The sequence below is a fragment of the Aquibium pacificum genome, assembly GCF_040839445.1.
GTDB lineage: Bacteria > Pseudomonadota > Alphaproteobacteria > Rhizobiales > Rhizobiaceae > Aquibium > Aquibium pacificus.
Map to the genome: position 1 here is coordinate 1196639 of NZ_JBDPGJ010000001.1, position 21114 is coordinate 1217752.

The 21114-nt window shown below is 65.7% G+C and carries 22 protein-coding genes; 11 read left to right on the forward strand and 11 right to left on the reverse strand.

The features are described 5' to 3' along the window. Nucleotides 1-162 precede the first annotated feature (162 nt). The 3 genes from ABGN05_RS05755 to ABGN05_RS05765 form a co-directional block, all read right to left on the reverse strand. A complete protein-coding gene (locus ABGN05_RS05755) occupies nt 163-1038 on the reverse strand; it encodes a DMT family transporter (protein ID WP_367953159.1) in 876 nt (291 codons plus the stop codon). Between the two features lie 137 nt (nt 1039-1175). Continuing rightward, the gene (locus tag ABGN05_RS05760) at nt 1176-1607 is read right to left on the reverse strand and encodes a DUF1801 domain-containing protein (protein WP_367953011.1); all 432 of its coding nucleotides are present in this window, start codon (nt 1605-1607) and stop codon (nt 1176-1178) included. A gap of 267 nt (nt 1608-1874) precedes the next feature. Continuing rightward, nucleotides 1875-2432: a hypothetical protein gene (locus tag ABGN05_RS05765; protein ID WP_367953012.1), complete on the reverse strand. Its 558-nt coding sequence runs from the start codon at nt 2430-2432 to the stop codon at nt 1875-1877. 331 nt (nt 2433-2763) lie between these two features. Between ABGN05_RS05765 and ABGN05_RS05770 the strand changes: the two genes are divergently transcribed. Further along, nucleotides 2764-3375 (forward strand): pyridoxamine 5'-phosphate oxidase family protein, encoded by a 612-nt coding sequence (locus ABGN05_RS05770; protein ID WP_367953013.1) that lies wholly within the window; start codon nt 2764-2766, stop codon nt 3373-3375. A gap of 263 nt (nt 3376-3638) precedes the next feature. Here ABGN05_RS05770 and ABGN05_RS05775 read toward each other — a convergent pair whose 3' ends face one another. Continuing rightward, the gene (locus ABGN05_RS05775) at nt 3639-4883 is read right to left on the reverse strand and encodes an MFS transporter (RefSeq protein WP_367953014.1); all 1245 of its coding nucleotides are present in this window, start codon (nt 4881-4883) and stop codon (nt 3639-3641) included. Between the two features lie 112 nt (nt 4884-4995). Here ABGN05_RS05775 and ABGN05_RS05780 point away from each other — a divergent pair, with 112 nt between their 5' ends. The 3 genes from ABGN05_RS05780 to ABGN05_RS05790 all read left to right on the forward strand — a co-directional run bounded on the left by ABGN05_RS05780 (nt 4996) and on the right by ABGN05_RS05790 (nt 7150). Further along, nucleotides 4996-5835 carry an AraC family transcriptional regulator gene (locus ABGN05_RS05780; protein ID WP_367953015.1) on the forward strand — a complete coding sequence of 280 codons (840 nt, stop codon included), beginning with the start codon at nt 4996-4998 and terminating at the stop codon, nt 5833-5835. A 260-nt stretch (nt 5836-6095) separates the two neighbouring features. Beyond that, complete coding sequence (locus ABGN05_RS05785; RefSeq protein WP_373695899.1) at nt 6096-6857, forward strand: AzlC family ABC transporter permease; 762 nt, start codon at nt 6096-6098, stop codon at nt 6855-6857. After that, the gene (locus ABGN05_RS05790) at nt 6854-7150 is read left to right on the forward strand and encodes an AzlD family protein (RefSeq protein WP_367953017.1); all 297 of its coding nucleotides are present in this window, start codon (nt 6854-6856) and stop codon (nt 7148-7150) included. The genes ABGN05_RS05785 and ABGN05_RS05790 overlap by 4 nt, the downstream gene beginning before the upstream one ends. On the opposite strand, the gene ABGN05_RS05795 is transcribed toward ABGN05_RS05790, so the two are convergent. Continuing rightward, nucleotides 7140-8021 carry an HpcH/HpaI aldolase/citrate lyase family protein gene (locus tag ABGN05_RS05795; protein WP_367953018.1) on the reverse strand — a complete coding sequence of 294 codons (882 nt, stop codon included), beginning with the start codon at nt 8019-8021 and terminating at the stop codon, nt 7140-7142. The two genes, ABGN05_RS05790 and ABGN05_RS05795, sit on opposite strands and share 11 nt — an antisense overlap. Nucleotides 8022-8025: 4 nt before the next feature. After that, complete coding sequence (locus tag ABGN05_RS05800; RefSeq protein ID WP_367953160.1) at nt 8026-8553, reverse strand: MaoC family dehydratase; 528 nt, start codon at nt 8551-8553, stop codon at nt 8026-8028. Nucleotides 8554-8628: 75 nt separating this feature from the next. Here ABGN05_RS05800 and ABGN05_RS05805 point away from each other — a divergent pair, with 75 nt between their 5' ends. After that, complete coding sequence (locus ABGN05_RS05805; protein ID WP_367953161.1) at nt 8629-9771, forward strand: DUF2336 domain-containing protein; 1143 nt, start codon at nt 8629-8631, stop codon at nt 9769-9771. 61 nt (nt 9772-9832) lie between these two features. Here the strand turns inward: ABGN05_RS05805 and ABGN05_RS05810 are convergent, their stop codons facing one another. Then, nucleotides 9833-10099 (reverse strand): GlsB/YeaQ/YmgE family stress response membrane protein, encoded by a 267-nt coding sequence (locus ABGN05_RS05810; RefSeq protein WP_367953019.1) that lies wholly within the window; start codon nt 10097-10099, stop codon nt 9833-9835. Nucleotides 10100-10323: 224 nt separating this feature from the next. Between ABGN05_RS05810 and ABGN05_RS05815 the strand changes: the two genes are divergently transcribed. Next, nucleotides 10324-11199: a dienelactone hydrolase family protein gene (locus ABGN05_RS05815; RefSeq protein WP_367953020.1), complete on the forward strand. Its 876-nt coding sequence runs from the start codon at nt 10324-10326 to the stop codon at nt 11197-11199. A gap of 90 nt (nt 11200-11289) precedes the next feature. On the opposite strand, the gene ABGN05_RS05820 is transcribed toward ABGN05_RS05815, so the two are convergent. From ABGN05_RS05820 to ABGN05_RS05835, 4 genes are all read right to left on the reverse strand, one after another. After that, a complete protein-coding gene (locus ABGN05_RS05820) occupies nt 11290-11532 on the reverse strand; it encodes a DUF1344 domain-containing protein (protein ID WP_367953021.1) in 243 nt (80 codons plus the stop codon). Nucleotides 11533-11974: 442 nt separating this feature from the next. Further along, a complete protein-coding gene (locus ABGN05_RS05825; protein WP_367953022.1) occupies nt 11975-12175 on the reverse strand; it encodes a hypothetical protein in 201 nt (66 codons plus the stop codon). Nucleotides 12176-12311: 136 nt separating this feature from the next. Further along, nucleotides 12312-13943 carry a chloride channel protein gene (locus ABGN05_RS05830; RefSeq protein ID WP_367953023.1) on the reverse strand — a complete coding sequence of 544 codons (1632 nt, stop codon included), beginning with the start codon at nt 13941-13943 and terminating at the stop codon, nt 12312-12314. A 24-nt stretch (nt 13944-13967) separates the two neighbouring features. Next, entirely contained in the window at nt 13968-14453 is a 486-nt protein-coding gene (locus ABGN05_RS05835; RefSeq protein WP_367953024.1) for a thioesterase family protein, read from the reverse strand. Between the two features lie 124 nt (nt 14454-14577). On the opposite strand from ABGN05_RS05835, the gene ABGN05_RS05840 reads away from it, so the two are divergent. The 5 genes from ABGN05_RS05840 (at nt 14578) to ABGN05_RS05860 (ending at nt 20965) form a co-directional block, all read left to right on the forward strand. Beyond that, on the forward strand, nt 14578-15987 hold the full coding sequence (locus ABGN05_RS05840) for an FAD-binding oxidoreductase (protein ID WP_367953025.1): 1410 nt from the start codon (nt 14578-14580) through the stop codon (nt 15985-15987). Nucleotides 15988-16245: 258 nt separating this feature from the next. Continuing rightward, on the forward strand, nt 16246-18087 hold the full coding sequence (locus ABGN05_RS05845; RefSeq protein ID WP_367953026.1) for a methyl-accepting chemotaxis protein: 1842 nt from the start codon (nt 16246-16248) through the stop codon (nt 18085-18087). Between the two features lie 246 nt (nt 18088-18333). Next, complete coding sequence (locus tag ABGN05_RS05850) at nt 18334-19791, forward strand: cytochrome ubiquinol oxidase subunit I (RefSeq protein WP_367953027.1); 1458 nt, start codon at nt 18334-18336, stop codon at nt 19789-19791. After that, nucleotides 19791-20822 (forward strand): cytochrome d ubiquinol oxidase subunit II, encoded by a 1032-nt coding sequence (gene cydB, locus ABGN05_RS05855; RefSeq protein ID WP_367953028.1) that lies wholly within the window; start codon nt 19791-19793, stop codon nt 20820-20822. Before ABGN05_RS05850 ends, cydB begins: the two co-directional genes overlap by 1 nt. Beyond that, nucleotides 20819-20965, forward strand: coding sequence for a DUF2474 domain-containing protein (locus ABGN05_RS05860; RefSeq protein ID WP_367953029.1), 147 nt, complete (start codon nt 20819-20821; stop codon nt 20963-20965). Before cydB ends, ABGN05_RS05860 begins: the two co-directional genes overlap by 4 nt. Nucleotides 20966-21114 lie beyond the last annotated feature (149 nt).

Here is a 21114-nt window from a genome sequence, read left to right on the forward strand (position 1 = left end):
CTTCGGCATCCGCTGCCCGTACTCCCGTCAGGCCGGGCGGGCGGCTCGTGCCGCTTCTTCCTTCCCCAGCCTCGCGCGGTGATATACGCGCGATCCCTCGATTGACAAGGAAAAGCGGGCGACAGGCGCGGTTTCAGCGGGTATTCCCCGCGCTCCGCAGCGTCAGCCGGCCGGGATGCGCGCCGTGCCAGCCTTGCGCAGGTTGAGAAGATTGCCGAACAGGATCATGGCGGCGCCGAGCGCGGTGTAGATGTCGATCGCCTCCGCGTAGACGAGGTAGCCGACCACCGCGGCGAGTGGCACGCGCAGAAAGTCCATCGGCACGACCACGGTCGCCTCGGCATGCACCATGGCCCGTGCCATGCAGTAGTGCGAGAAGGTTCCGCAGAAGGCGACGACCAGTATCCACGGCCAGGACGAGGCCGGCGGCACCTGCCAGACGAGCGCGGCCGGCACGATGCCAAGGATCGTCTGGATGACCAGCATCCAGAAGATGATGGTGGTAACGCTGTCGCGCCTGACCAGGGTCTTGATCATGATCACCGAGATGGCGAAGCCGAAGGCGGCGGCGAGAGCGTAAAGCTGGCCGAAATTCAGGTTCTCGCCGCCGGGGCGCACGATGACGGCGACACCGGCGAGCCCGAGCGCGATCGAGGTTGCCTTGCGCCATCCGACCCGCTCGCCAAGAAAGATCACGGCGAAGAGCGCCGTCCAGATCGGCATGGTGAATTCGATCGAGATCAGCTGCGCGATCGGGATCAGGGTCAGCGCATAGAGCCACAGGTACTGGCCGGCGTAGTGGACGACGTTGCGGCCGACATGCTGGCCGAGCACCGGCGTGCGGACGGACCGCCACCCCCCGGCGACCATCACCAGCGGCGACAGCAGGACGAGCCCGATGGCTGACCGGAGCACCATCAGCTGGAACAAGTCGATGTGGCGGGCCGCCTCGCGGCCGGCCACGGTCATGGTGAGCATCAGGGCGAGCCAGCCGCCCATCCACAGGGCGGCCTTGGCGATCGACTGTTCGCTGTTCATGCGGCGTGTGTGGCAAAGCAGAACTTTTGCTGCAAGTCCGTGCATGTGCCGGATCGTTGGGCCAGCATGCCCGTCGCCGGTCGCGCCGCGTCGAGGAAGCTCCCCGCCATGACGGCGTCCGGAGAAGTCGCCGCGACCTACAGTTTCTCTCCAGGCAGCCGGCTGGCCTGCTTCACCCAGTCGGCGAAGCGGCTCTCGTCGAACGCTCCCTCGCGGATGTCGTAGTAGCGCACTGCCGGGTGCTTCGAGACGCCGGGCGGGACGGGATCGAGTGAGGCGCCGCGGAAGAACGTCACCTTCACGTACTTCGCAAAGCAGTGGAAGGAGAGGAACCAGACTCCCTCTTCGACGCCGTAGAACGGCGAGTTCCACTTCACCGCCTTCTTCACTTCCGGCACCGTAGTCACGATGATCGCATCGAGCCGGCGGCCGAGATCGCTCTTCCAGCCCGGCATGGCGGCGATGTAGGCCTGCACGGGCGCATTGCCGAAGCCCTTGGGGATCTGTGGATTGCCGCCGGAGAGGAGGGGGACGGGGCTGCTTGCGGGTGGGAAAGACTTGCCGGCCATTGGGTTGCTCCGGTCTGATTGCGTATCGCTGCCGCATGTCCGGCTTGAAGCTCATGATCTGCGCGGTTGCAACGGCGGGAGACCCAGCATCCGATACGAGAAACAGGCGAGTTGCGCTGCATGGATGCGCCGCGGCTCGGCCAAGAATCTCATAGCGGGAGGTGCAAGCGGACAGCAGGTCTTGCCTCTAGCACCGTCGAGGCGCCCTGTCACTCGCTGCTCGAAGCCGGTCCTTTCCCGTGACTTCGAGCCTCGAACTTCATGGTCCTAAAAGCCGTACGTCGCGATGGCGATAGCGAATGCGATGACGAACACAATGCCGGCGAAGGTCGTCGCCGTTGCGATAAGTGCGGCCGCAATCGGATACAGGTTGCGCCAAGCCAGTGTTCCCGCAACGATGGCGATGATCGGGGAGAGGACGAAGTAGACAGAGGCAATTCTGTCGTTGCCGCGAAAGTCGAGCCCTTGCTCGGCGACGGACGGCAGCGTCGAGAACCAGCCCATCATGATGCTGCCCGCCACGGCAAGGGTAGCGCCGCGTAGATCGCGCCGGGCGGCGAGCACGAAGGCCGCTGTCGCCGCAACCGCTTGGAGTCCACCTGTCGTGGCCACTATCCATCCACCGGGTCCGCTGGCCGGGTTCGACACTCCCATGAACACATAGGCAACCAACGACAGTCCCAGATACGCGTGAAGCGCAGCCGTGAGAAAAAGGAGCGGCCATACGGCCTTTGCCGCCATTGATTCATTCGACCGCTTCTTGCTCGCCATCATGTGTTCTCTGATACTCTTGAGCCCATCCGGCCAGGCAGCAGCGTAGTTCATGACCGTCTGTAGAAAAGCAGGTTTAGGCCAGAGAACGTCGGCCCGGCAGCAAACTTCTGCAATCATGTTCTATTGGCAAGCCACGGACCTGAAACGAACGGGGGCTTTGGGCCCTCGATCGAAGAAAGCCGCCGCTCGAACGGATGATCCTGTGAACCGGATGCTCTGCGTGACGGCCGAACTCTCCTAGAGTAGCCGGTGTTGCAGCATCGAGTGCCGCGAGGAAAGGGGCGACCTGCGGGAAATACGTCTATGCGTTTGAGGCGCCCTTGTCTTGCCGCCGACCTGGTCGCATCTTTCGAGCTCACTCATCCCCGTCCCGAAAGCCACCATGACCACCATCACCACCATCGCTCAGCTCGAAGCCCTCTACGGACAGCCCGGCGAGACGTCGCTGGTCAAGGAGCTCGACCGGATCATCCCGGAATACGCGGCGCTCATAAAGGCCTCGCCCTTCGTGGCGCTGGCGACCGCCGGCCCGGAGGGGCTTGACTGTTCGCCGCGCGGCGACCTGCCGGGTTTCGTGCGCATCCATGACGAGCGAACGCTAATGCTGCCCGACCGGCGCGGCAACAACCGCGCCGATTCGCTGAAGAACGTTGTGCGTGACGGGCGCGTGGGGCTGCTCTTCCTGATCCCCGGCTCGGGCACGACGCTCAGGGTCAACGGCCGAGCGACGCTCTCGATCGACGCCGAACTCTGCGCGTCCTTCGCGGTCGACGGCAAGGCGGCGCGCTCGGTCATGGTGGTGGCGATCGACGCGGTCTACTTCCAGTGCGCCCGCGCCATCGTGCGATCCGACCTGTGGAACGCCGACAGGCACGTCGATCCGAGGAGCCTGCCGACGCCGGGCGACATCCTCGCCGTCACCAGCCGCGAGAGGATCGACGGCAAGGCCTATGACGCGGAATGGCCGGAGCGGGCGAAGGCGACGATGTGGTGAGGGTGAAGCGCCAAGCGCCCTCGTGGTTCGACAGGCTCACCATGAGGGCTACTGGTTGGCTCTGGCAACCGCCTTTTGATACTCCATGGAGGCGGGTAGACTCCCGGTCCCGACCGTGCGGCAGGCGTCTCAGTAGCCCTCATGGTGAGCCCGTCGAACCACGAGGGCGCCGGGCGCGATGCCCCGGTGACCGGCGTTTCGAACACGGACGGTCAGCCGATCCGTTCCCTACTCCGGCATCTGTCTAATCGGCGCCGCCGTCATCATCGCGGTGCCGCGATAGCGGCTTCCGCGGCAGAGACTTCGCGCTCTTTCCTCATATTCGGCAGGAATATCGCGAGCAGGCCGATCATCGGCAGGAACGAACACACGCCGTAGACGAACTCGATACCCTTGGCGTCGGCGACGACGCCGAGCACAGCCGCACCGAGGCCGCCGAGGCCGAAGGCGAAACCGAAGAAAATACCGGCGATCATGCCGACCCGTCCGGGCACCAGTTCCTGCGCGAAGACGACGATCTGCGGGAAGGCGGAGGCCAGGATCAGGCCGATGATGGCGGTCAGGATCGGCGTCCAGAAGAAGCTCGCATAGGGCAAGGCGAGCGTGAAGGGAAGCGCGCCGAGGATCGAGAACCAGATCACGGTTTTTGAGCCGAAGCGGTCGCCGATCGGGCCGCCGAGCACGGTTCCGGCGGCTGCAGCACCCAGGAAGATGAAGAGCAGGATCTGCGCGTCCTGCACCGAAACGCCGAACTTCTCGATGACGAAGAAGGTGTAGTAGCTCGAGATCGAGGCCATGTAGACGTGCTTGGAAAAGACCAGCGCGATCAGCACGGCGAGCGCGGTCACGACCTTCTTGCGCGGCAGCGTGACCGCTGGTTTCGGCGCCGGACGCTTAGCGCTTGCGGCACGGTAGCGGGCATACCAGCCGCTGACGCGCCACAGCACGATCATGCCGACCAGCGCGATGACGGAGAACCACGCCACTGAGCCCTGTCCTCGCGGCACGACGATGAAGGCGGCGAGCAGCGGTCCGATCGCCGTGCCGAAATTGCCGCCGACCTGGAAGACCGCCTGCGCGAGGCCGTAGCGCCCGCCGGATGCCAGCCGAGCCACGCGCGAGGATTCGGGATGGAAGATCGCCGAACCGAAGCCGATGAAGGCCGCGCCTAGAAGCAGCAGCGGGTAGGTCGCGGCGCTGGAAAGAAGCAGCAGTCCGACCAGCGTCGAACCCATGCCGAACGGCAGCGAATATGGCATGGGCCGCCTGTCGGTGGTCATGCCGATCAGCGGCTGCAGCAGCGAGGCGGTCACCTGGAAGGTCATGGTGAGCAGGCCGATCTGCCAGAAGGCCAGGCCGTAGCCGTCCTTGAGCATCGGATAGATCGCGGCGAGCAGCGACTGCATGACGTCGTTGAGAAGATGGCAGAAGCTCACCGCCAGGAGCACGGCATAGGTCGTGCGTTCGGGTGTCATGACGGGCGCGCTGGTTGCGGTCGTGTCGGTCAAGTCGATGGTCCTGCGATGGGCGCGGCTTTTCAGGTTCGGCTTATAGGGGCGTTGATCGCGACCTTCCTTCGTGCTTTGGTCCCTTTGTTTCGCGAGTGGGCCAAACCGAACGATGGCACAAACATCTCCAATTCGAGCTTCGACGGCCGAGTCCGATGCCCGGCACGGACGCCGCGTGGAGTGGCTGGAGAAGACGGCGGGCGACGTGCTCGCCCTGTCGGATGTCTATCCGGACGGTCATCGCGTGCCGCAGCACCGGCACAGCCGGTGCCAGCTTCTCCATGCTCGCAGCGGCGTCGTGCTGGTTGCGACGGGGCAGGGGCGCTGGATGGTGCCGCCGGGGCACGCGATGTGGATACCCTCCGGTGTCGACCATTCCGTCGACATGCTGGGCACCGTGCGCATGCAGTCGGTTTACGTGAACCCCGCGGTCACCAGCGGGACGCCGAACGGGCTGCGCGTGGTGGCACTGACGGACCTGATGCGCAGCCTGATCGCGGAGGCGGCGGAGCGCGCGCCCGATACCGCGCCGGACGAACGCGACGAACTGGTGATGGGGCTGATCGTCAAGGAGATCCCGCGGCTGCGCGAACTGCCCCTCGGCCTGCCGCTGCCGGCCGACCCCAAGCTGGCGCGGCTCTGCCGCGCCTTCGTGGAGCGTCCGTCCCCCCAGGCGACGATCGACAGTTGGGCGAGCGCGGCCGGCATGAGCCGGCGCAGCTTCACCCGTGCCTTCCAGCGGGAGACGGGCCTAAGCCTCTCGGTCTGGCGCCAGCAGGCCTGCCTCTTCGCCGCCCTGCCGCGGCTGGCCGAAGGGGTGCCGGTGACGGGGGTGGCTCTCGACCTCGGCTATGAGAGCGTGCCGGCCTTCACCACGATGTTCCGCCGAATGTTGGGGGCGGCGCCGCGCGACTATTTTCGCAATGCGGACGCTGGACGAGAAAACGCCTGACCTTCACAGTCATCGCGCAAACCCCGCGTGCTGCTCCGGCCATGGCGCGGAGGCGCGGGCGACAACCGTCGGGACTGCCCGATCATCGAGGGGCTGGCGGGCGAGCAAAATTCTGGCTTCCGCCGCGAATCCTGTTGCGGCCGAAACGGCGGCGTCCGGAACGCACAGGTTACATCAGCAAGAATGACCCGGTGGCTCAACCGAATTGATGTGACACGTCAATGCGGCTGACCTATGTAGCCGTCTTTCCCCGGAGCGGCCTGTTGTCCACCATTACTTCGAACCGCGCGTTCGCGTCCGAATTCTGGCGAGGGGTGCGGCTGGGCATCCCCGTCTTCGTGGCGTCCGCGCCGTTCGCGGTGCTGTTCGGCGCCATCGCGGTCAAGAACGGCTTTACCCCTGCCGAGACCGTGCTGATGAGCGCAACGATCTATGGCGGTGCGAGCCAGATGGTCGGCATTGAACTCTTCGGCCAGACGACCCCACCCTGGCTCATCGTCTTTGCGATCTTCGCCGTCAATTTCCGCCACATCCTCTATTCGGCGGCGGTCGGACGGAGGATCGGGCACTGGACGGGCGTGCAGAAGGCGATCGGGTTCTACTTCCTCGTCGATCCGCAATATGCGGAGCTGGAGCGTAAAGCGGAGAACGGCGAGCGGATCAGCTTCGTCTGGTATGTCGGCATGGCCGCGCCGATCTACATCCTGTGGATCGTGAATACGTGGCTCGGCGCGGTCTTCGGGTCGCTCCTCCCGGACGCCCATGCGCTCGGGCTCGACTTTCTGCTGCCGATATACTTTCTCGGGCTGGTTGTCGGCTTCCGCAAACGGCCGCTCTGGCTGCCGATCGTCATCGCTGCGGCCGTGGTGTCGGTGATCGCGCACAACCTCGTCGGATCGCCATGGCACATCTCGATAGGCGCGCTGGCCGGCATCGCTCTGGCGGCGGCGATGCCCGTCAGTCCTGAGGCACGTGCTGCCTATGACGAGCCGCCTGCCGACGGCGCGGGAGAAAGCGTATGAACGACATCGCATTGACAGTGCTTGCCGGCGCGGCGATGACCTATCTGACGCGCTGCGGCGGCCATCTCGTCCTGTCGCGCTTCCCGCGCATCCACCCGCGCGTCGAGGCGGGCCTGAACGCCGTGCCCGCGGCGGTTCTGACGACGCTTGTCGCGCCGGCGGCCGTGAACGCGACGCTGCCGGAGGCGGCCGCCCTCGTCGCGGCCGGGCTGATCGGCCTTCGGGGCGGCATGCTGTCGGTGTTCCTCGGCGGCGCAGCCGTGCTGATCGCCGGGCGCCATCTCATCGGGTAGCAGACGCCGCCTTCGCCCGCGCGAGCAGGCGCTCCGCGCGCTTGAGATGCGGCCGGTCGTACATCTTGCCGCCGATGCCGACCACGCCGATGTCGCCGGCCCCCGCGAAGGCGGAGGCGATCGCCTCGGCCTGCTCGATCGCCTCGGCCGACGGCGTGAATGCCTCGTTGATCACCGGAACCTGCGCCGGATGGATCGCGAGCTTGCCGGAAAAGCCGTCGCGTTCGGCTTCCAGGCACTCGGTCCGCAGCCCCTCCATATCGCGGAAATTGGTGAAGACGGTGTCGATGGCGATGGTCTGCGCCTTCGCGGCGGCGAGGATCGTCATGGCGCGGGCGAGCCGGAAGACGTCCGTGAAACGCCCGCTTGCGTCGCGCGCGGTGCGCGCCCCGACGTCGGCGGACAGATCCTCGGCGCCCCAGGTCACGCCTGCCAGGCGCGGCAGGGAGGCATCGTAGGTGCCGGCGGCAAGCAGGCCGGCGGCAGTCTCGGTGATCAGGGGGATGACGCGGATCGCGCCGTCGTCGAGCCCGGCTTCGGCTTCGTGCACGCGCAGCTTCACCGACAGCCTCGTTACATCCTGGCCGCTCGCCGCCTTCGGTAGCATGATCCCCGCCGGCCGCGCCGTGACGACCGCGGCGAGGTCGTCGTCGGTCAGCCCGGTGGTGAAATCGTTGACGCGCACGTAGAAGACGGGACCCGCGCTGCGGCTCTGCCCGGCGAGGAATGCCGATGCGACGCGGCGCGCGGCTTCCTTGCTGGCGGGGGCGACGGAATCCTCCAGGTCGATGATGAGCGCGTCTGCGCCCGACTGGAGTGACTTCTCCAGCTTCTTCTGAGAATCGCCGGGGACGAACAACATGGAGCGCATCGGATCAGGCCTTCCGCCTGAGCATCATGGCCTGCCGCACGCAGCGGGCGACGAGAATGTTGTCCTGATTGTAGGCGCGGTGCTCGAACTCGACGATGCCGCGATCCGGCTTCGACTTCGATTCGCGCACGGAGAGCACCTCCGTTTCCACATGCACCGTGTCGCCGTGGAAGAGCGGGTGCGGGAAGACGGTTTCGGTCATGCCGAGGTTGCCGATGGTGGTGCCAAGCGTCGTGTCGTGCACCGAGATGCCGATCATCAGGCCGAGCGTGAAGAGCGAGTTCACCAGCGGCTTGCCCCATTCGCTTTTCGCCGCGAAATCGAAATCGATATGCAGCGGCTGCGGGTTTAAGGTCATGACGGAGAAGAGCATGTTGTCGCTCTCCGTGACGGACTTGGTGAGGGAATGCCTAATCACGGCACCCGGCACGAACTCCTCGAGGTAAAGTCCCGGCATGTCATCCTCCGCCCTCTCGAATAGGGGTTGATAGTCGCGGCGGGGGGCTCCTGCAACATCGACCGCACCCGATATCGGTTAACGGACATGGTGAACCGTTCGTAAACCTATTGCCGCTAGCGTCGCCCTCACACGGGGTACATGCGTTTCATGATCATCGAGCATTTCATCAAATGGATCGACACGGCGCGCGTTGCGGAGCGTGCCGCCGCTGCAAATGCGCTGGCGCGGGCCTACATCGTCTCCGACCTCGACTTCGAGGACCGCTGCGCCGCCGAGGCCGCCCTGACGCTGCTTCTCGACGATCCCTCGCCCAAGGTGAGGCTGGCGATGGCCGAGCCGCTTTCGCTCAGCCCGCGCGCGCCGCAGCAGATCATCATCGCGCTCGCCGCCGACCAGCCCGAGGTGGCGGCTCCGGTGCTGGCGCTCTCGCCGGTGCTGACCGACAACGACCTGATCGACCACGCCGCTGGCGGGACGGAAGGGGCGCAGGTACTGATCGCCTCGCGCGCACGGGTCTCCATGTCGCTCTCCGCCGCGATCGCCGAAGTCGCGGCAGCAACGGCCTGCATCGCCCTCCTGAAGAATTCCGGCGCCGAGATCGCCTCCATCAGCTTTCGCCGCATGGCCGAGCGCCTCGGCCACGATGCGGGGCTGCGCGAGGCGCTGATCTCCGACAGGCGGCTGCCGTCGGACATCCGCCACATGCTCCTGTTCAAGCTCGGCCAGGCGCTGCGGGAATCGCCGCTGGTCAGGGCGCTGATGACTTCGGCCCGGGCCGAACGCATGATGCGCGAAGCCTGCGTGCGCGCCTCGCTGACGCTGATCGAGCGCACCGCACAGGACGAGCATGCCGCGCTCGTCGAGCACCTGCGCATGCGCGGCGAACTGACCACCGCCTTCCTGGTACGCGTCGTCGCCTACGGCAGGATAGATTTCTTCGGCGCCGCTCTGGTATCGCTGGCGGGTCAGCAGCAGGGGCGCGTGCGCGCGCTGCTTTCGACCGGACGCGACGTCGCTCTGTCGTCACTGTTTCGCGCCGCTCGGCTGCCGCCCGTCTCGCACGGCGTCATCCTGCGCGCGCTCAAGGTTTGGCGCGAGGTGGCCAACGGCAAGCGGATCGCAGGACCGCAGGAGGTCAGCTTCCTGATGCTGCGTCGGCTGGAAGAAGTCGTCTCCTCCGGCGCGGTCGCCGATGAGAAAGGATCGCTCGCGGGGCTCCTCAAGTCCATCCACCTGGAAGCCCTGCGCGAGAACGCGCGCGGCCACGCACTCGCCATCGCCGCCGCCTGAGAGTCGACCGGCTCGATTCCGGCGAGGGGGGAACCCGGTCCCGCCCGGGACCGGGTTCGCGCTACGCTCGTTTGACGAGCGAGACGATCAGAAGGACGATGATGGCGCCGATCGCCGCGTTGATGATTGCCGCGATGATGCCGCCGCCGATGACGATGCCGATGGCCGGCAGGATCCAGCCGGCGACGACGGCGCCGATGATGCCGAGCACGACGTTGCCCATCAGGCCCATGCCGCCTCCGCGGACGATCATCCCGGCGAGCCAGCCGGCGATGCCTCCGACGATGATCCAGACGATGATCGAGACGATGACGTTTTCAGCTTCCATGACTTCCCTCCCATCCGCCTGATCGGCGGTATCATCATTCATAGCACATCCAGTTCCGGCACGGCAGGGGCGGGATCACGGAAGCGAAACGGAGGAATCGGTCGGCGACGGCTGTAATTCACGCCTGGATCCGGCGGCGATATCGGATGCATCACGCATGCTTGATTCGAAACTTCGGCAGCCGCCGTTAGCTGTTGGAGACAGATGCAAACCTGGAGGACTCGATGCCGGAGCCGAAGATCACGCAGCCGATGATCGACGCCTATGACGAATATACCCATCTGACGCTCGACCGGCGCGGCTTCATGGAAAAGCTGACGCAGCTCGCGGGGTCGGGCACCGCGGCGGCGGTGATCGCCCCGATGCTCGCCGCCAATCCTGCGCGCGCAGCGGTCGTGCCGGAGACCGACGATCGCATCACGACGCAAACCATCACCTATCCAGGCGCGAAAGGGGAAATGACGGGCTATCTCGCGCAGCCGGTCGGCCAAAGCGGACAGTTGCCCACCGTCATCGTCATCCACGAGAACCGCGGCCTGAACGCGCACATAGAGGATGTGGCCCGGCGACTGGCGGTCGAAGGCTTCATGGCACTCGCGCCGGATTATCTTTCACCGCTCGGCGGCACGCCCGATGACGAGGACAAGGCGCGCGAGATGATCGGTCAACTCGACGCCGGGGACGTCGCCGACGACGGCATTGCGACGATCGCCTATCTGCAAGCACACGAGCGCTCGAACGGCAATGTCGGTGCGGTCGGCTTCTGCTGGGGCGGCGGCGCCGTCAACAACCTCGCCGTCAAGGCGTCCTCGCTCGACGCGGCGGTGGCCTATTACGGACGACAGCCCGATCCGTCCGAGGTGTCGCGCATATCGGCGCCGCTCCTGCTCCACTATGCGGGCGAGGACAGCCGCATCAACGCCGGGATCGATGCCTACCGGCAGGCGCTGGAGGCGGCGGACAAGAACTTCACCATACACGTCTACGACGGAGTCCAGCACGCCTTCAACAACGACACGTCCGCTGCGCGCTATGACGAGCAGGCGGCAAAGCTGGCATGGGACCGTACGGTCGCGTTCCTCAAGCTGGAACTGACCTGAACCCAGAGCTGCCGGCATTGCCGGTACAAGACAAGAGAAGGGCCGGCTCCTCGAAAGCCGACCCTTCTCAATTTCCAGACCGCAGGGGCGCTACTGCTGCTTTTCCACCGAAATCGCGCTGGTCGTGGTGTCGTCGATCATGATCGTCACGCTGTCGCCCGGCGCCAGAGCCGTCAAGTCGACCTCCTCGTCGGCGGTGTAGGACATTCCGTCCTCCAGAACGATGGTCCGGCTTGTCGGATCGATCGACTGGACCGTCCCCTCGACCTCTGCCGCGATGGCGGCCACGGAAAAGAACGCAGTAGCCGCGATGGCTGTAAGGACTTTGCGCATGTCTCATTCCTTCCTGTTGTTCGAAACGCACTCCGTCCGGAAGCGGAAAGCCGAGGAGCCGTTTCGCGGGTCGAGATACGACCATGCGGTGTCTCTCGACAAATCAACAAGGATGAATGATTTCAACGCCTTGAACGGCATAATGCCGCCACATTTGCAGATTCGGGACGCGAGCATCGATCGCCCGCCCGGCTATATCGAGCGTCTCGCGTGAGGCTGCGCCTGCGAAGGCTGCGGATGCCGCATTTCCGCCCGATTCGGGACCGTTCGCCATTCACGAACCCCGCCGCGATGCTTCCCTTGCTGCGCGACGCCGGTAAATTCTTGCAACGTCGATTGCGAACCGTGATGCAGTGACGAGCACACGTCGCGTTCGCATGGGACCGCAACGTTCCGTTTCTCCGATCGGGAACCGGACCGACCGCGTGCGGGTGCCGGCCAGTCATTGCGAACGCGAACGACGCTTGCGACTGGCGCTGTGCATGATCCTGCGCAGACGCAGGAATTCGATCGGGACCAGCCCGCCGCGTTGTTCGACGGCATAGAGCTGGTACTCCAGTTCCTTGATGGCGCGCCAGAAATCATAGTCGGTAACCAGCGGATCGCATGCCAGCCTGTCCGAGATCCGGTCCACGTCGATCATCGCATTTCACCTCGGGAACCGATGGATTCCCTCCGCCAGCCGTTCGACCGGGATTGTCCCGATCGGCATCGCCGGCCACAACACCATGGCGCAATGGATCCACTGTCGTCGCCGGTCAGGGTTAACGCCGCCCGCCTCAGCGGTGCTCCTCGACGGACGTCCCCACAAGTGCGCGGTTGAAATAGCGTAGCGCGGACACGTGGCTCGCCCAGGCGATCACCGTGGTCGCGTTGGCGGGATCGACCACCGGAAGGCGGTCGTGCCCGCCGGTATCGAATGCGCGCAGCGCCGCGGCGATGGTGTCGGTGGGCTTGAGCGCGGTGGTTCCACGCTCGGGATCGAAGCGCTGCGGTTCGGCATCCGGCGGCAGGGGATCCATGAAGTCCATGACGCGGGCATTTGAACCGAGCGGCTTGTGCGGGCCTTCGCGAAGATCCAGCCCGCGCATGCGGAGTTGCCACTGGAACCAGGAATAGCCGTGCACGGCGTGCACGATCCCTTGCGAGATGGCGACGGCCAGCAGCAGCGCCACCGACAGACCGTAGCCGCCGGTGAGTTCGAAGACGATCATGGCGGTGGATATGGGTGCGCCGAAAACCGCCCCGGCGACCGCGCCCATGCCCAGCATTGCATAGAGGCCGCCGCTGGACGCGAGGTCGGGAAAGACGGCGGCGGCGAGCATGCCGAAGACACTGCCCGTGAGGGCGCCGAGAACGATCGCGGGCGAGAAGATGCCGCCGCCGAAACGCGAGCCGAGCGTGACGGCGGTGGCGAGCGTCTTCATCACGATGAGGATTAGCGCAAGCGACAGGGTTAGTTTGCCCGAAAGGGCGAGATCGGTCAGTTCGTAGCCGACGCCGAGAACCTCCGGGAATGCCAGCCCGAGCAGCCCGACGATTAGGCCTCCCAGGACCGGCCGCAGCCAGAGCGGCATCGTGACCTGGCGGGCGAGGCCGTCTGCCAGCAGCAGGGCGAGCTGGAACAGCAGCGCTACCGCCGCGCAGACGACACCGAGCAGCGCAAACGCCGGAAATTCCCAGTTCGACACGATCGCATAGTCGGGCACCGAGAAGGCCGCTTCGGGTCCGAACCATTGCCGCGACAGGAGACTGCCAGCCGTGGCCGCCAGCATGATGGGCACGAAGGAGCGGATGGCGTAGTGGCCGAGCACGACCTCGTGCGCGAACAGCATGCCGGCGAACGGCGCGTTGAAGGAGGCGGCGACGGCGCTCGCAACGCCCGCCGAGAGCAATGTGCGCCGGCACCATTCCGGCAGAGCCGCCCGCCGCGACACGGCTTCGCCGAGCGTGGCCCCGAGATGCACGATCGGCCCCTCGCGCCCGGCGCTCCCGCCGGCGCCGACGGTGATCGCCGAAACGACCGCGGACCACATGCCGTCCGCAAGGCCGAGGTCGCGCCCGGAGTAGGCGCGCGCCTCGATGACGTCCGCCACCCCGCCGGCGCGGCGTGTCGAGATGCGGTGAAGCAGGATGCCGACGGCGACGCCGCCGATCACCGGCCCGAGCGGGATCATCCACCAGGCGACGCGGGCGGCGGCGGTCAGCGTGTTCTCGGATGCCGAGCCGAGCCACAGCCACTGGACGAGGCCGATGGTCTCGCGGAACAGGATCGCGACCGCGCCCGCCGCGAGGCCGACGAGCAGGGCCAGCGCCCAGACGAGCGGCTGGCGTTCCTGCTGGAATGTTCGCAGGTTAGGCTCGATCCAGCCGCGCAGTGCGGCCATCGCTCGTCCGGCGAGAGCCTGCATGGTCGTCGCGCTCCGAAGTCGGATTCAGCCTCCCTTGCGTCGGATGCCGATCGAACGGCCGGCGCGTTCGGGCCTCGGAAGCCCAGCGTGGGCGGCGCGCATGGCCTCGACCTTTTGCCGGATGTCGGGCGGGAAGGGCGCGACCTTTGGGCCCGCCATGTCGACGTGCAGCATCAGCACCTCGCAGGTGGCCGACAGCCACCCGTCGACATGGCGCAGTTCCTGGAAGGAGTGGATGCGCTTCTCGTCGCAGTCGAGCAGCTGGAAGGTGCACTCCACCTTGTCGCCGAGATGTATCTCGCGCACGTAGCAGACGTGAGCCTCGGCGGTGTAGCCGGTGAGCCGGCGTTCCGCGGCATAGGCCGGTCCCATGCCGAGGAGTTCGTAGGCCTGGTCGGCGCAGCGGTCGAACAGCACGTTGTAGTAGGCCATGTTGAGGTGGCCGTTGAAGTCGATCCAGTTCTGTTCCAGCTCCATGGCGGAGGAGAGGAAGGGCGCCGTTGAAGTCATCGTATTCCCCGCTTGATCGTTGCGAACGTCCGGCCGATAAGCGGGACGAGCCGGCCCGCACATTACCCATGAAGCCGGCCGCGGCAAGGGCGGGCAAACGGCCTGGACGAGGGAGACGAACGTCATGGCACTGGCTGATCTGATCCGCCTGGAGCGGAACGAGGATGGCATCGCCACCGTGCTCGGCGTCCTGAAGCAGCGCTTCGGCGAACGCTTCCACACCGGCCGGTCGGTTCGCGAACAGCACGCCCACACCATGACCTACATCCCCGCGCAGGTTCCGGACGGAGTCGTGTTCCCGAAGCGCACCGAGGAGGTCCAGGAGATCGTCCGCGTATGCGCCGAGCACCGCGTGCCGGTCATCGCATTCGGCACCGGTACCTCGCTCGAGGGGCAGGTGAACGCGCCGGGCGGCGGCATATCGGTTGACGTCTCGGGCATGGACCGCATCCTCGCGGTCAACGCCGAGGACCTCGACTGCACGATCGAACCCGGCGTGACGCGCGAGGCGCTGAACTCGCATCTCAGGGACACCGGCCTGTTCTTTCCGATCGACCCGGGCGCCAATGCCAGCCTCGGCGGCATGGCCTCGACCCGCGCCTCGGGCACCAACGCCGTGCGTTACGGCACAATGCGCGAGAACGTGCTGTCGCTAACGGCGGTAATGGCAGACGGCCGGGTCGTGACCACGGCGAAGCGCGCGAGGAAGACGTCTGCCGGCTACGACCTCACGCGACTCCTGATCGGCTCGGAAGGCACGCTCGGCATCATCACCTCACTGACGCTCAAACTGCAGGGCATACCCCAGGCTATCGCCGGCGGCGTCTGTCCGTTCCCGAGCGTCGAGGCGGCCTGCAACGCGGTGATCGCCACCATCCAGATGGGCATCCCGGTGGCGCGCATCGAACTGGTGAACCAGTTGCAGATGAAGGCGATGATCGCCTATTCGCGCCTCGACTATCCGGAGAGCCCGTGTCTGTTCCTGGAGTTCCACGGCACTGATGCAGGCGTGGCCGAGCAGTCGGAGCTGTTTTCGGAGATCGCTTCCGAGAATGGCGGCGGACCCTTCCTGTGGACCAAGGAGGCGGAGGAGAGGACCAGACTCTGGAAGGCGCGCCACGACGCCTATCATTCGGTCAAGGCGCTGCGCCCGGGCAGCCAGGCGGTGGCGACCGACGTCTGCGTGCCGATCTCGCGGCTCGCCGAATGCATCGTGGAGACCGAGCGCGACATCGCCGAGATCGGCCTGATCGCGCCGATCGTGGGTCATGTCGGCGACGGCAATTTCCACGTCTCGCCGCTGATCGATGCCGGCAATCCTAAGGAGATAGAGGTTCTGGAAGCCTTCATCGCGCGGCTCAACGAGCGCGCCATCGCCATGGACGGCACCTGCACGGGCGAGCACGGCATCGGTCAGGGCAAGATGAAGTTCCTGGAACTCGAACTCGGCACGGGCGTCGACGTCATGCGGGCGATCAAACGCGCCCTCGACCCCGACAACATCATGAACCCGGGGAAGATTTTCGGGCTGTAAGTCGGCCTGTTACTCGAAAGTGGGCCGTCTTTCGCAAGTTGGCGCGATTGCGAGTGACTGCCGGAATAAGGCCTAACGAATCAAGTTGCGGACTGTCGTTGCTCTGCGGCGAGGCGATGACGCCGAAATGACGCCTCGACGGCGTATTGCGGTGAATGGTCCACCGCGACATGCGCCTCCCTGAAATTGCTTTGGATACGTTTCGTAAAGCAATATTCCGCAAGATTGCGCCCGCGTATCAATCCCGAGGCGGTATCGATGACCCTGCGTATCTGGCAACTCGTCGTGGCAGTCGCCGTCTTCGTGGGAGTGGGCATCGGGACCAGTCTCGGCATCCAGACCTACGCGCTCAATACGTTGAAGGTGAACGGGCCCATCTACGAACAGGTGGTCGCGGGCAAGGACCTGATCGCCGACATCCTCCCGCCCCCCATGTTCCTGGTGGAATCCTACCTGCTTGCGAACGAGGCGGAGATTCATCCTGAGCTTGCGGACGAGAACATTGCTCGTATCGCGGAGCTCCGGAACGAATATGACGGACGGCGTGAGTACTGGAAATCGTTCCCGCTTCGCGACGATCTTCGGACGCAGCTTGAAAGTGAAGTCCTCCCAAGGGCGGACGAGTTGTGGGCAACGCTTGAGGGTCCCTTCCGCGCCGGTCTGGTCGGAGGAGCTGAAATGCCGCCGGTCATGGACAAGCTGCGGGAGCAGTTCCACGCACACCGAGCCGCCGTGGTGAAGCTGGTCGAGATGTCGAGTGCGTTTCTAGAGGACAAGGAGACTGCCGCGGCGCTGAGCGAGAGCACTTTGGGATCCGCCGCTCTGGCCGCGGGCGTATTCACGCTCTTGAGCTGCCTGGTCGGCGCGTGGATCGTCTGGGGCCGTGCTCTTGTGCCTATTCGGCGGATGTCTGCCTTCATGATGAAACTCGCGGCCGGCGACTACTCGAGCGAACCGCCATATCCCGGCCGGAAGGACGAAATCGGCGATATGGCCCGCTCGATCGCGGTGTTCCGCCAGGCCGGGCTCGACAACCTGCGCCTCCAGGAAGAAAGCCGGCAGGCACAGGAGTGGACCGAGCAGGAACGGGCCGCCCATCTTGCCGAGCGGGAAGAAGAGGCCGCCAAGCTGGCCCGCGTCGTGCAGGATCTCGGCGCGGGTCTGGAACGCCTGGCGGACTGCAACATCCGCGTGACGATCGACGCGCCGTTCGCCGAGCAGTACGAGCCGCTTCGCCGCGACTTCAACAACTCGATCGGGCTGTTCCAGGCTACCCTCGAGGAGGTCCTGGAAAAGACGATGGCGCTCAATTCCGGCGCATCGGAGATGCACGTGTCCGCCGACAGCCTGGCTCAACGTACAGAGCAGCAGGCCGCCGCATTGGAGCAGGCGTCCGCGGCCCTCGAGCAGATCACCGCGACCATTCGCTCGTCGGCCGAGAAAATCGCCCAGACACACGACTATGTGGGCGATGCGCGCAACTCGGCGCGGGCATCGCAGGAGGTCGTGCGCAATGCCGTGGACGCAATGCGCAGGATCGAGACCGGGTCGCAGAGGATCGCCACCGTCGTCTCGGTGATCGACGAGATCGCTTTCCAGACCAATCTGCTTGCCCTCAACGCCGGCGTCGAGGCCGCGCGGGCGGGGGAGGCCGGCAGGGGGTTCGCGGTCGTTGCACAGGAGGTGCGCGAACTGGCGCAGCGCTCGGCGACCGCCGCCAAGGAGATCGCCAGCATCATCCGGGATTCCACCTCGGCGGTCGAAACGGGTGTCCGCTACGTGGGCGAAGCGGGAGAGGCGCTGTCGAGCATCTCCGAATACGTGACCACGATCGACTTGAACGTCGAAGACATCGCACGCGCGGCGGCCGAGCAGACGACGGGCATCGAGCAGATAAACATCTCGGTAAGCGAACTCGACAGGATGACGCAGCAGAATGCAGGGATGGTGGAGGAGACGACGTCGATCTCCTCCATGCTGTCCGAAAATGCCAGGGTCCTCACCGCGCTCGTCGAACGCTTCAAGCTCAACCGGCGGGCGCACATACGGGAACCCGGCTCGGCGGCGGCCATGGCGCGGCCCCGGCGACGGGCCGCATAGGTGGCTTGCGACGCCGGTTCCGCCGCGGGCAAGCATCGGAGGATGCCATTCGCTATCGCCCGCCAGCCTCCTGGCTCGCCGCCGCCAGGGGGCGGCGAGCCCGAGATCACACTGGCCCGGGAGCAACCGCCTGCCCAAATTGCCGCACCGCTTCACGGTTGTCCGGTGCCTTCGTTCGCCTACATTCAAGCCGGACGATATCAGGGTAGCTGAAGGCCCCGCGGTCGGCGGGGCGGCGGGAAGAGAATGTTCGAACAGGCCGATGCAGTCCTCCTGGCGCGCATCCAGTTCGCCTTCACGGTCTCGTTCCATTTCCTGTTTCCCGCCTTCACCATCGGGCTCGCCAGTTATCTGGCGGTGCTGAACGGGTTGTGGCTCGCCGGCTACGGCTCGGTCTACCGGGTGCTCTTCGACTACTGGAAGAAGATCTTCGCCATTGCCTTTGCCATGGGCGTCGTCTCCGGCATCGTCATGAGCTATCAGTTCGGTACAAACTGGAGCGTGTTTTCCGACAAGGCCGGGCCGGTGATCGGCGCGCCGATGGCCTACGAGGTGCTGTCGGCCTTCTTTCTGGAGGCTGGTTTCCTCGGCATCATGCTGTTCGGCCGCGAGCGGGTGGGCAACGCGCTCCACATGCTGGCGACGGCGACCGTGGCGGTCGGAACCCTTCTGTCGGCCTTCTGGATCATCTCGGTGAACTCCTGGATGCACACGCCGGCCGGCTATACGATCGACGCCGTGACCGGGCAGTTCCTGCCGGAGAGTTTCTGGGAATCGATCTTCAATCCCTCCTTTCCGTATCGGCTGGTGCACACGGTGATCGCGGCCTATCTCACCACCGCCTTCATCGTCGGCGGCGTCGGCGCCTGGCACCTGCTGCGCAACAGGGCCGAGCCCAACGATGCCGCGCGGCGCATGTTTTCCATGGCCATGTGGATGGCCGCGATCGTGGCGCCCATCCAGATCTTCGTCGGCGACCTGCACGGTCTCAACACGCTCGAGCACCAGCCACAAAAGGTGATGGCCATGGAAGGCCACTACGAGAGCCATCCCGACGGCGCGCCGCTCTACCTGTTCGGCATTCCCAATGACGCCGAGCAGCGGCTGGATTATGCCGTCGGAATCCCCAAGCTGTCGTCGCTCATCCTCCGCCACGGGTGGAACGAGCCGCTCGCCGGCCTCGACACCATCCCCGACGACGAGCAGCCGCCGGTCTTCATCGTCTTCTGGTCGTTCCGGGTGATGGTCGGCATCGGCCTCCTGATGCTGGGGGTGGGTCTCTGGTCGCTCTACGCGCGCTGGCGCGGGACCTTGTACGAGAGCCGGGGGCTACACCGTTTTGCCGTTGCGATGACGCCGGCCGGGCTCGTCGCGGTGCTGGCCGGGTGGATCACGACGGAGGTCGGTCGGCAGCCCTACACCGTCTTCGGCCTGCTGCGGACGGCCGATTCCGCCGCGCCGCTCGACGCGGCGGCCGTGGGCACGTCGCTTGTCGCCTTCGTGATCGTCTATTTCGCGGTGTTCGGCGCCGGCACGTTCTATCTGCTGCGCCTGATGTCGCATGCGCCGCGGCCGATGGAAGAACTCGACGCATGGGACGACGTGCGGGGTCCGATTCGCACCGCCGGCATCGCGCCCGGTCCGGCGCAGCCCGAGGCGGGCGGCCACCGCCGGCCATTGCCGACCGGAAGGGAGCGCGAGTGATGGATTTCGGTCTCGCAGTAAACGTCGACCTGACCGTGGTCTGGGCGTTCCTGATCGCCTTCGCGGTCTTTGCCTACGTGGTGCTCGATGGTTTCGACCTCGGCCTCGGCATGCTCTTCGCCATCGCGCCGGAAAAGCGCGACCGCGATGTCATGATGAATTCGGTCGCGCCGGTATGGGACGGCAACGAGACATGGCTAGTGCTCGGCGGAGGAGGGCTCTTCGCTGCCTTTCCGCTCGCCTATGCGCTGGTCATGCCAGCTCTCTACGCGCCGATTATCGCCATGCTGCTCGCGCTGATCTTCCGCGGCGTAGCCTTCGAGTTCCGCTGGCGCACGGTGCGCTGGCGCCCAGTCTGGGACCTCGCCTTCATCGCGGGCTCCTCGATGGCCTCCTTCGCGCAAGGCGTGGCGCTCGGCGCGCTGTTGCAGGGCATCGACGTCGACATGGCGTCGCGCAGCTATGCCGGCGGCTGGTTCGACTGGCTGACGCCATTTTCGGTCGTTACCGGTATCGCGGTCATGGCCGGCTACTGCCTGCTCGGCGCCACCTGGCTGGTGATGAAGACCGAAGGGGATCTGCAGGAGCGGATGCGCCGCATCGCCTGGATTGCCGGGCTGACGTCGCTCGGCTTCATCGGCGTGGTCAGTCTCTGGACCCCGTTCCTCCAGGACGGCTACTACAATCGCTGGTTCACCGGCTGGGGGATCGGGCTTGCCGTGATGGTCGGGGGCGCGGTGCTTCTGGTCGCCTGGCGCATGTTCCACAGCCTGAACGTCCATCGGCACGAATACCGACCCTTCCTCCAGGCAATCACGCTCTTCGCGCTTTGTTTCGTCGGGCTCGGCATCTGCATGTGGCCCTATGTCGTTCCGGTCGAGGTGACCATCTGGGACGCGGCAGCGCCGGAGAAGAGCCAGATCTTCATGCTGGTCGGGGCGCTGGTGCTGGTACCGCTCATCCTCGCCTACACAGCCTATGCCTACTGGATCTTCCGCGGCAAGATCGATCCGGAGGCTGGATACCATTGACCGAAAGACCCGACGGCGAGTTGCCGCGCGGCCCGCAACGGCCGCTCGTGCGCAAGCTCGCATGGTTCGCCGGACTGTGGCTGGCCGGTGTCGGCGCGGTCGGTGTCGTCGCGCTCATCATACGGACGTGGCTTTCGCACTGAGCGATCTTGCGCGACCCAAACGATCGTCGGCAGGCATCTTCGTCGATTCGCCGCACGGCGGCCCGCGAACAATCTCCGCTGCCCTGCCTCTTTATGGACACGCGGATGGGGATAAACTGGTCTAAACAACCGTTATCAGAAGTGTGATT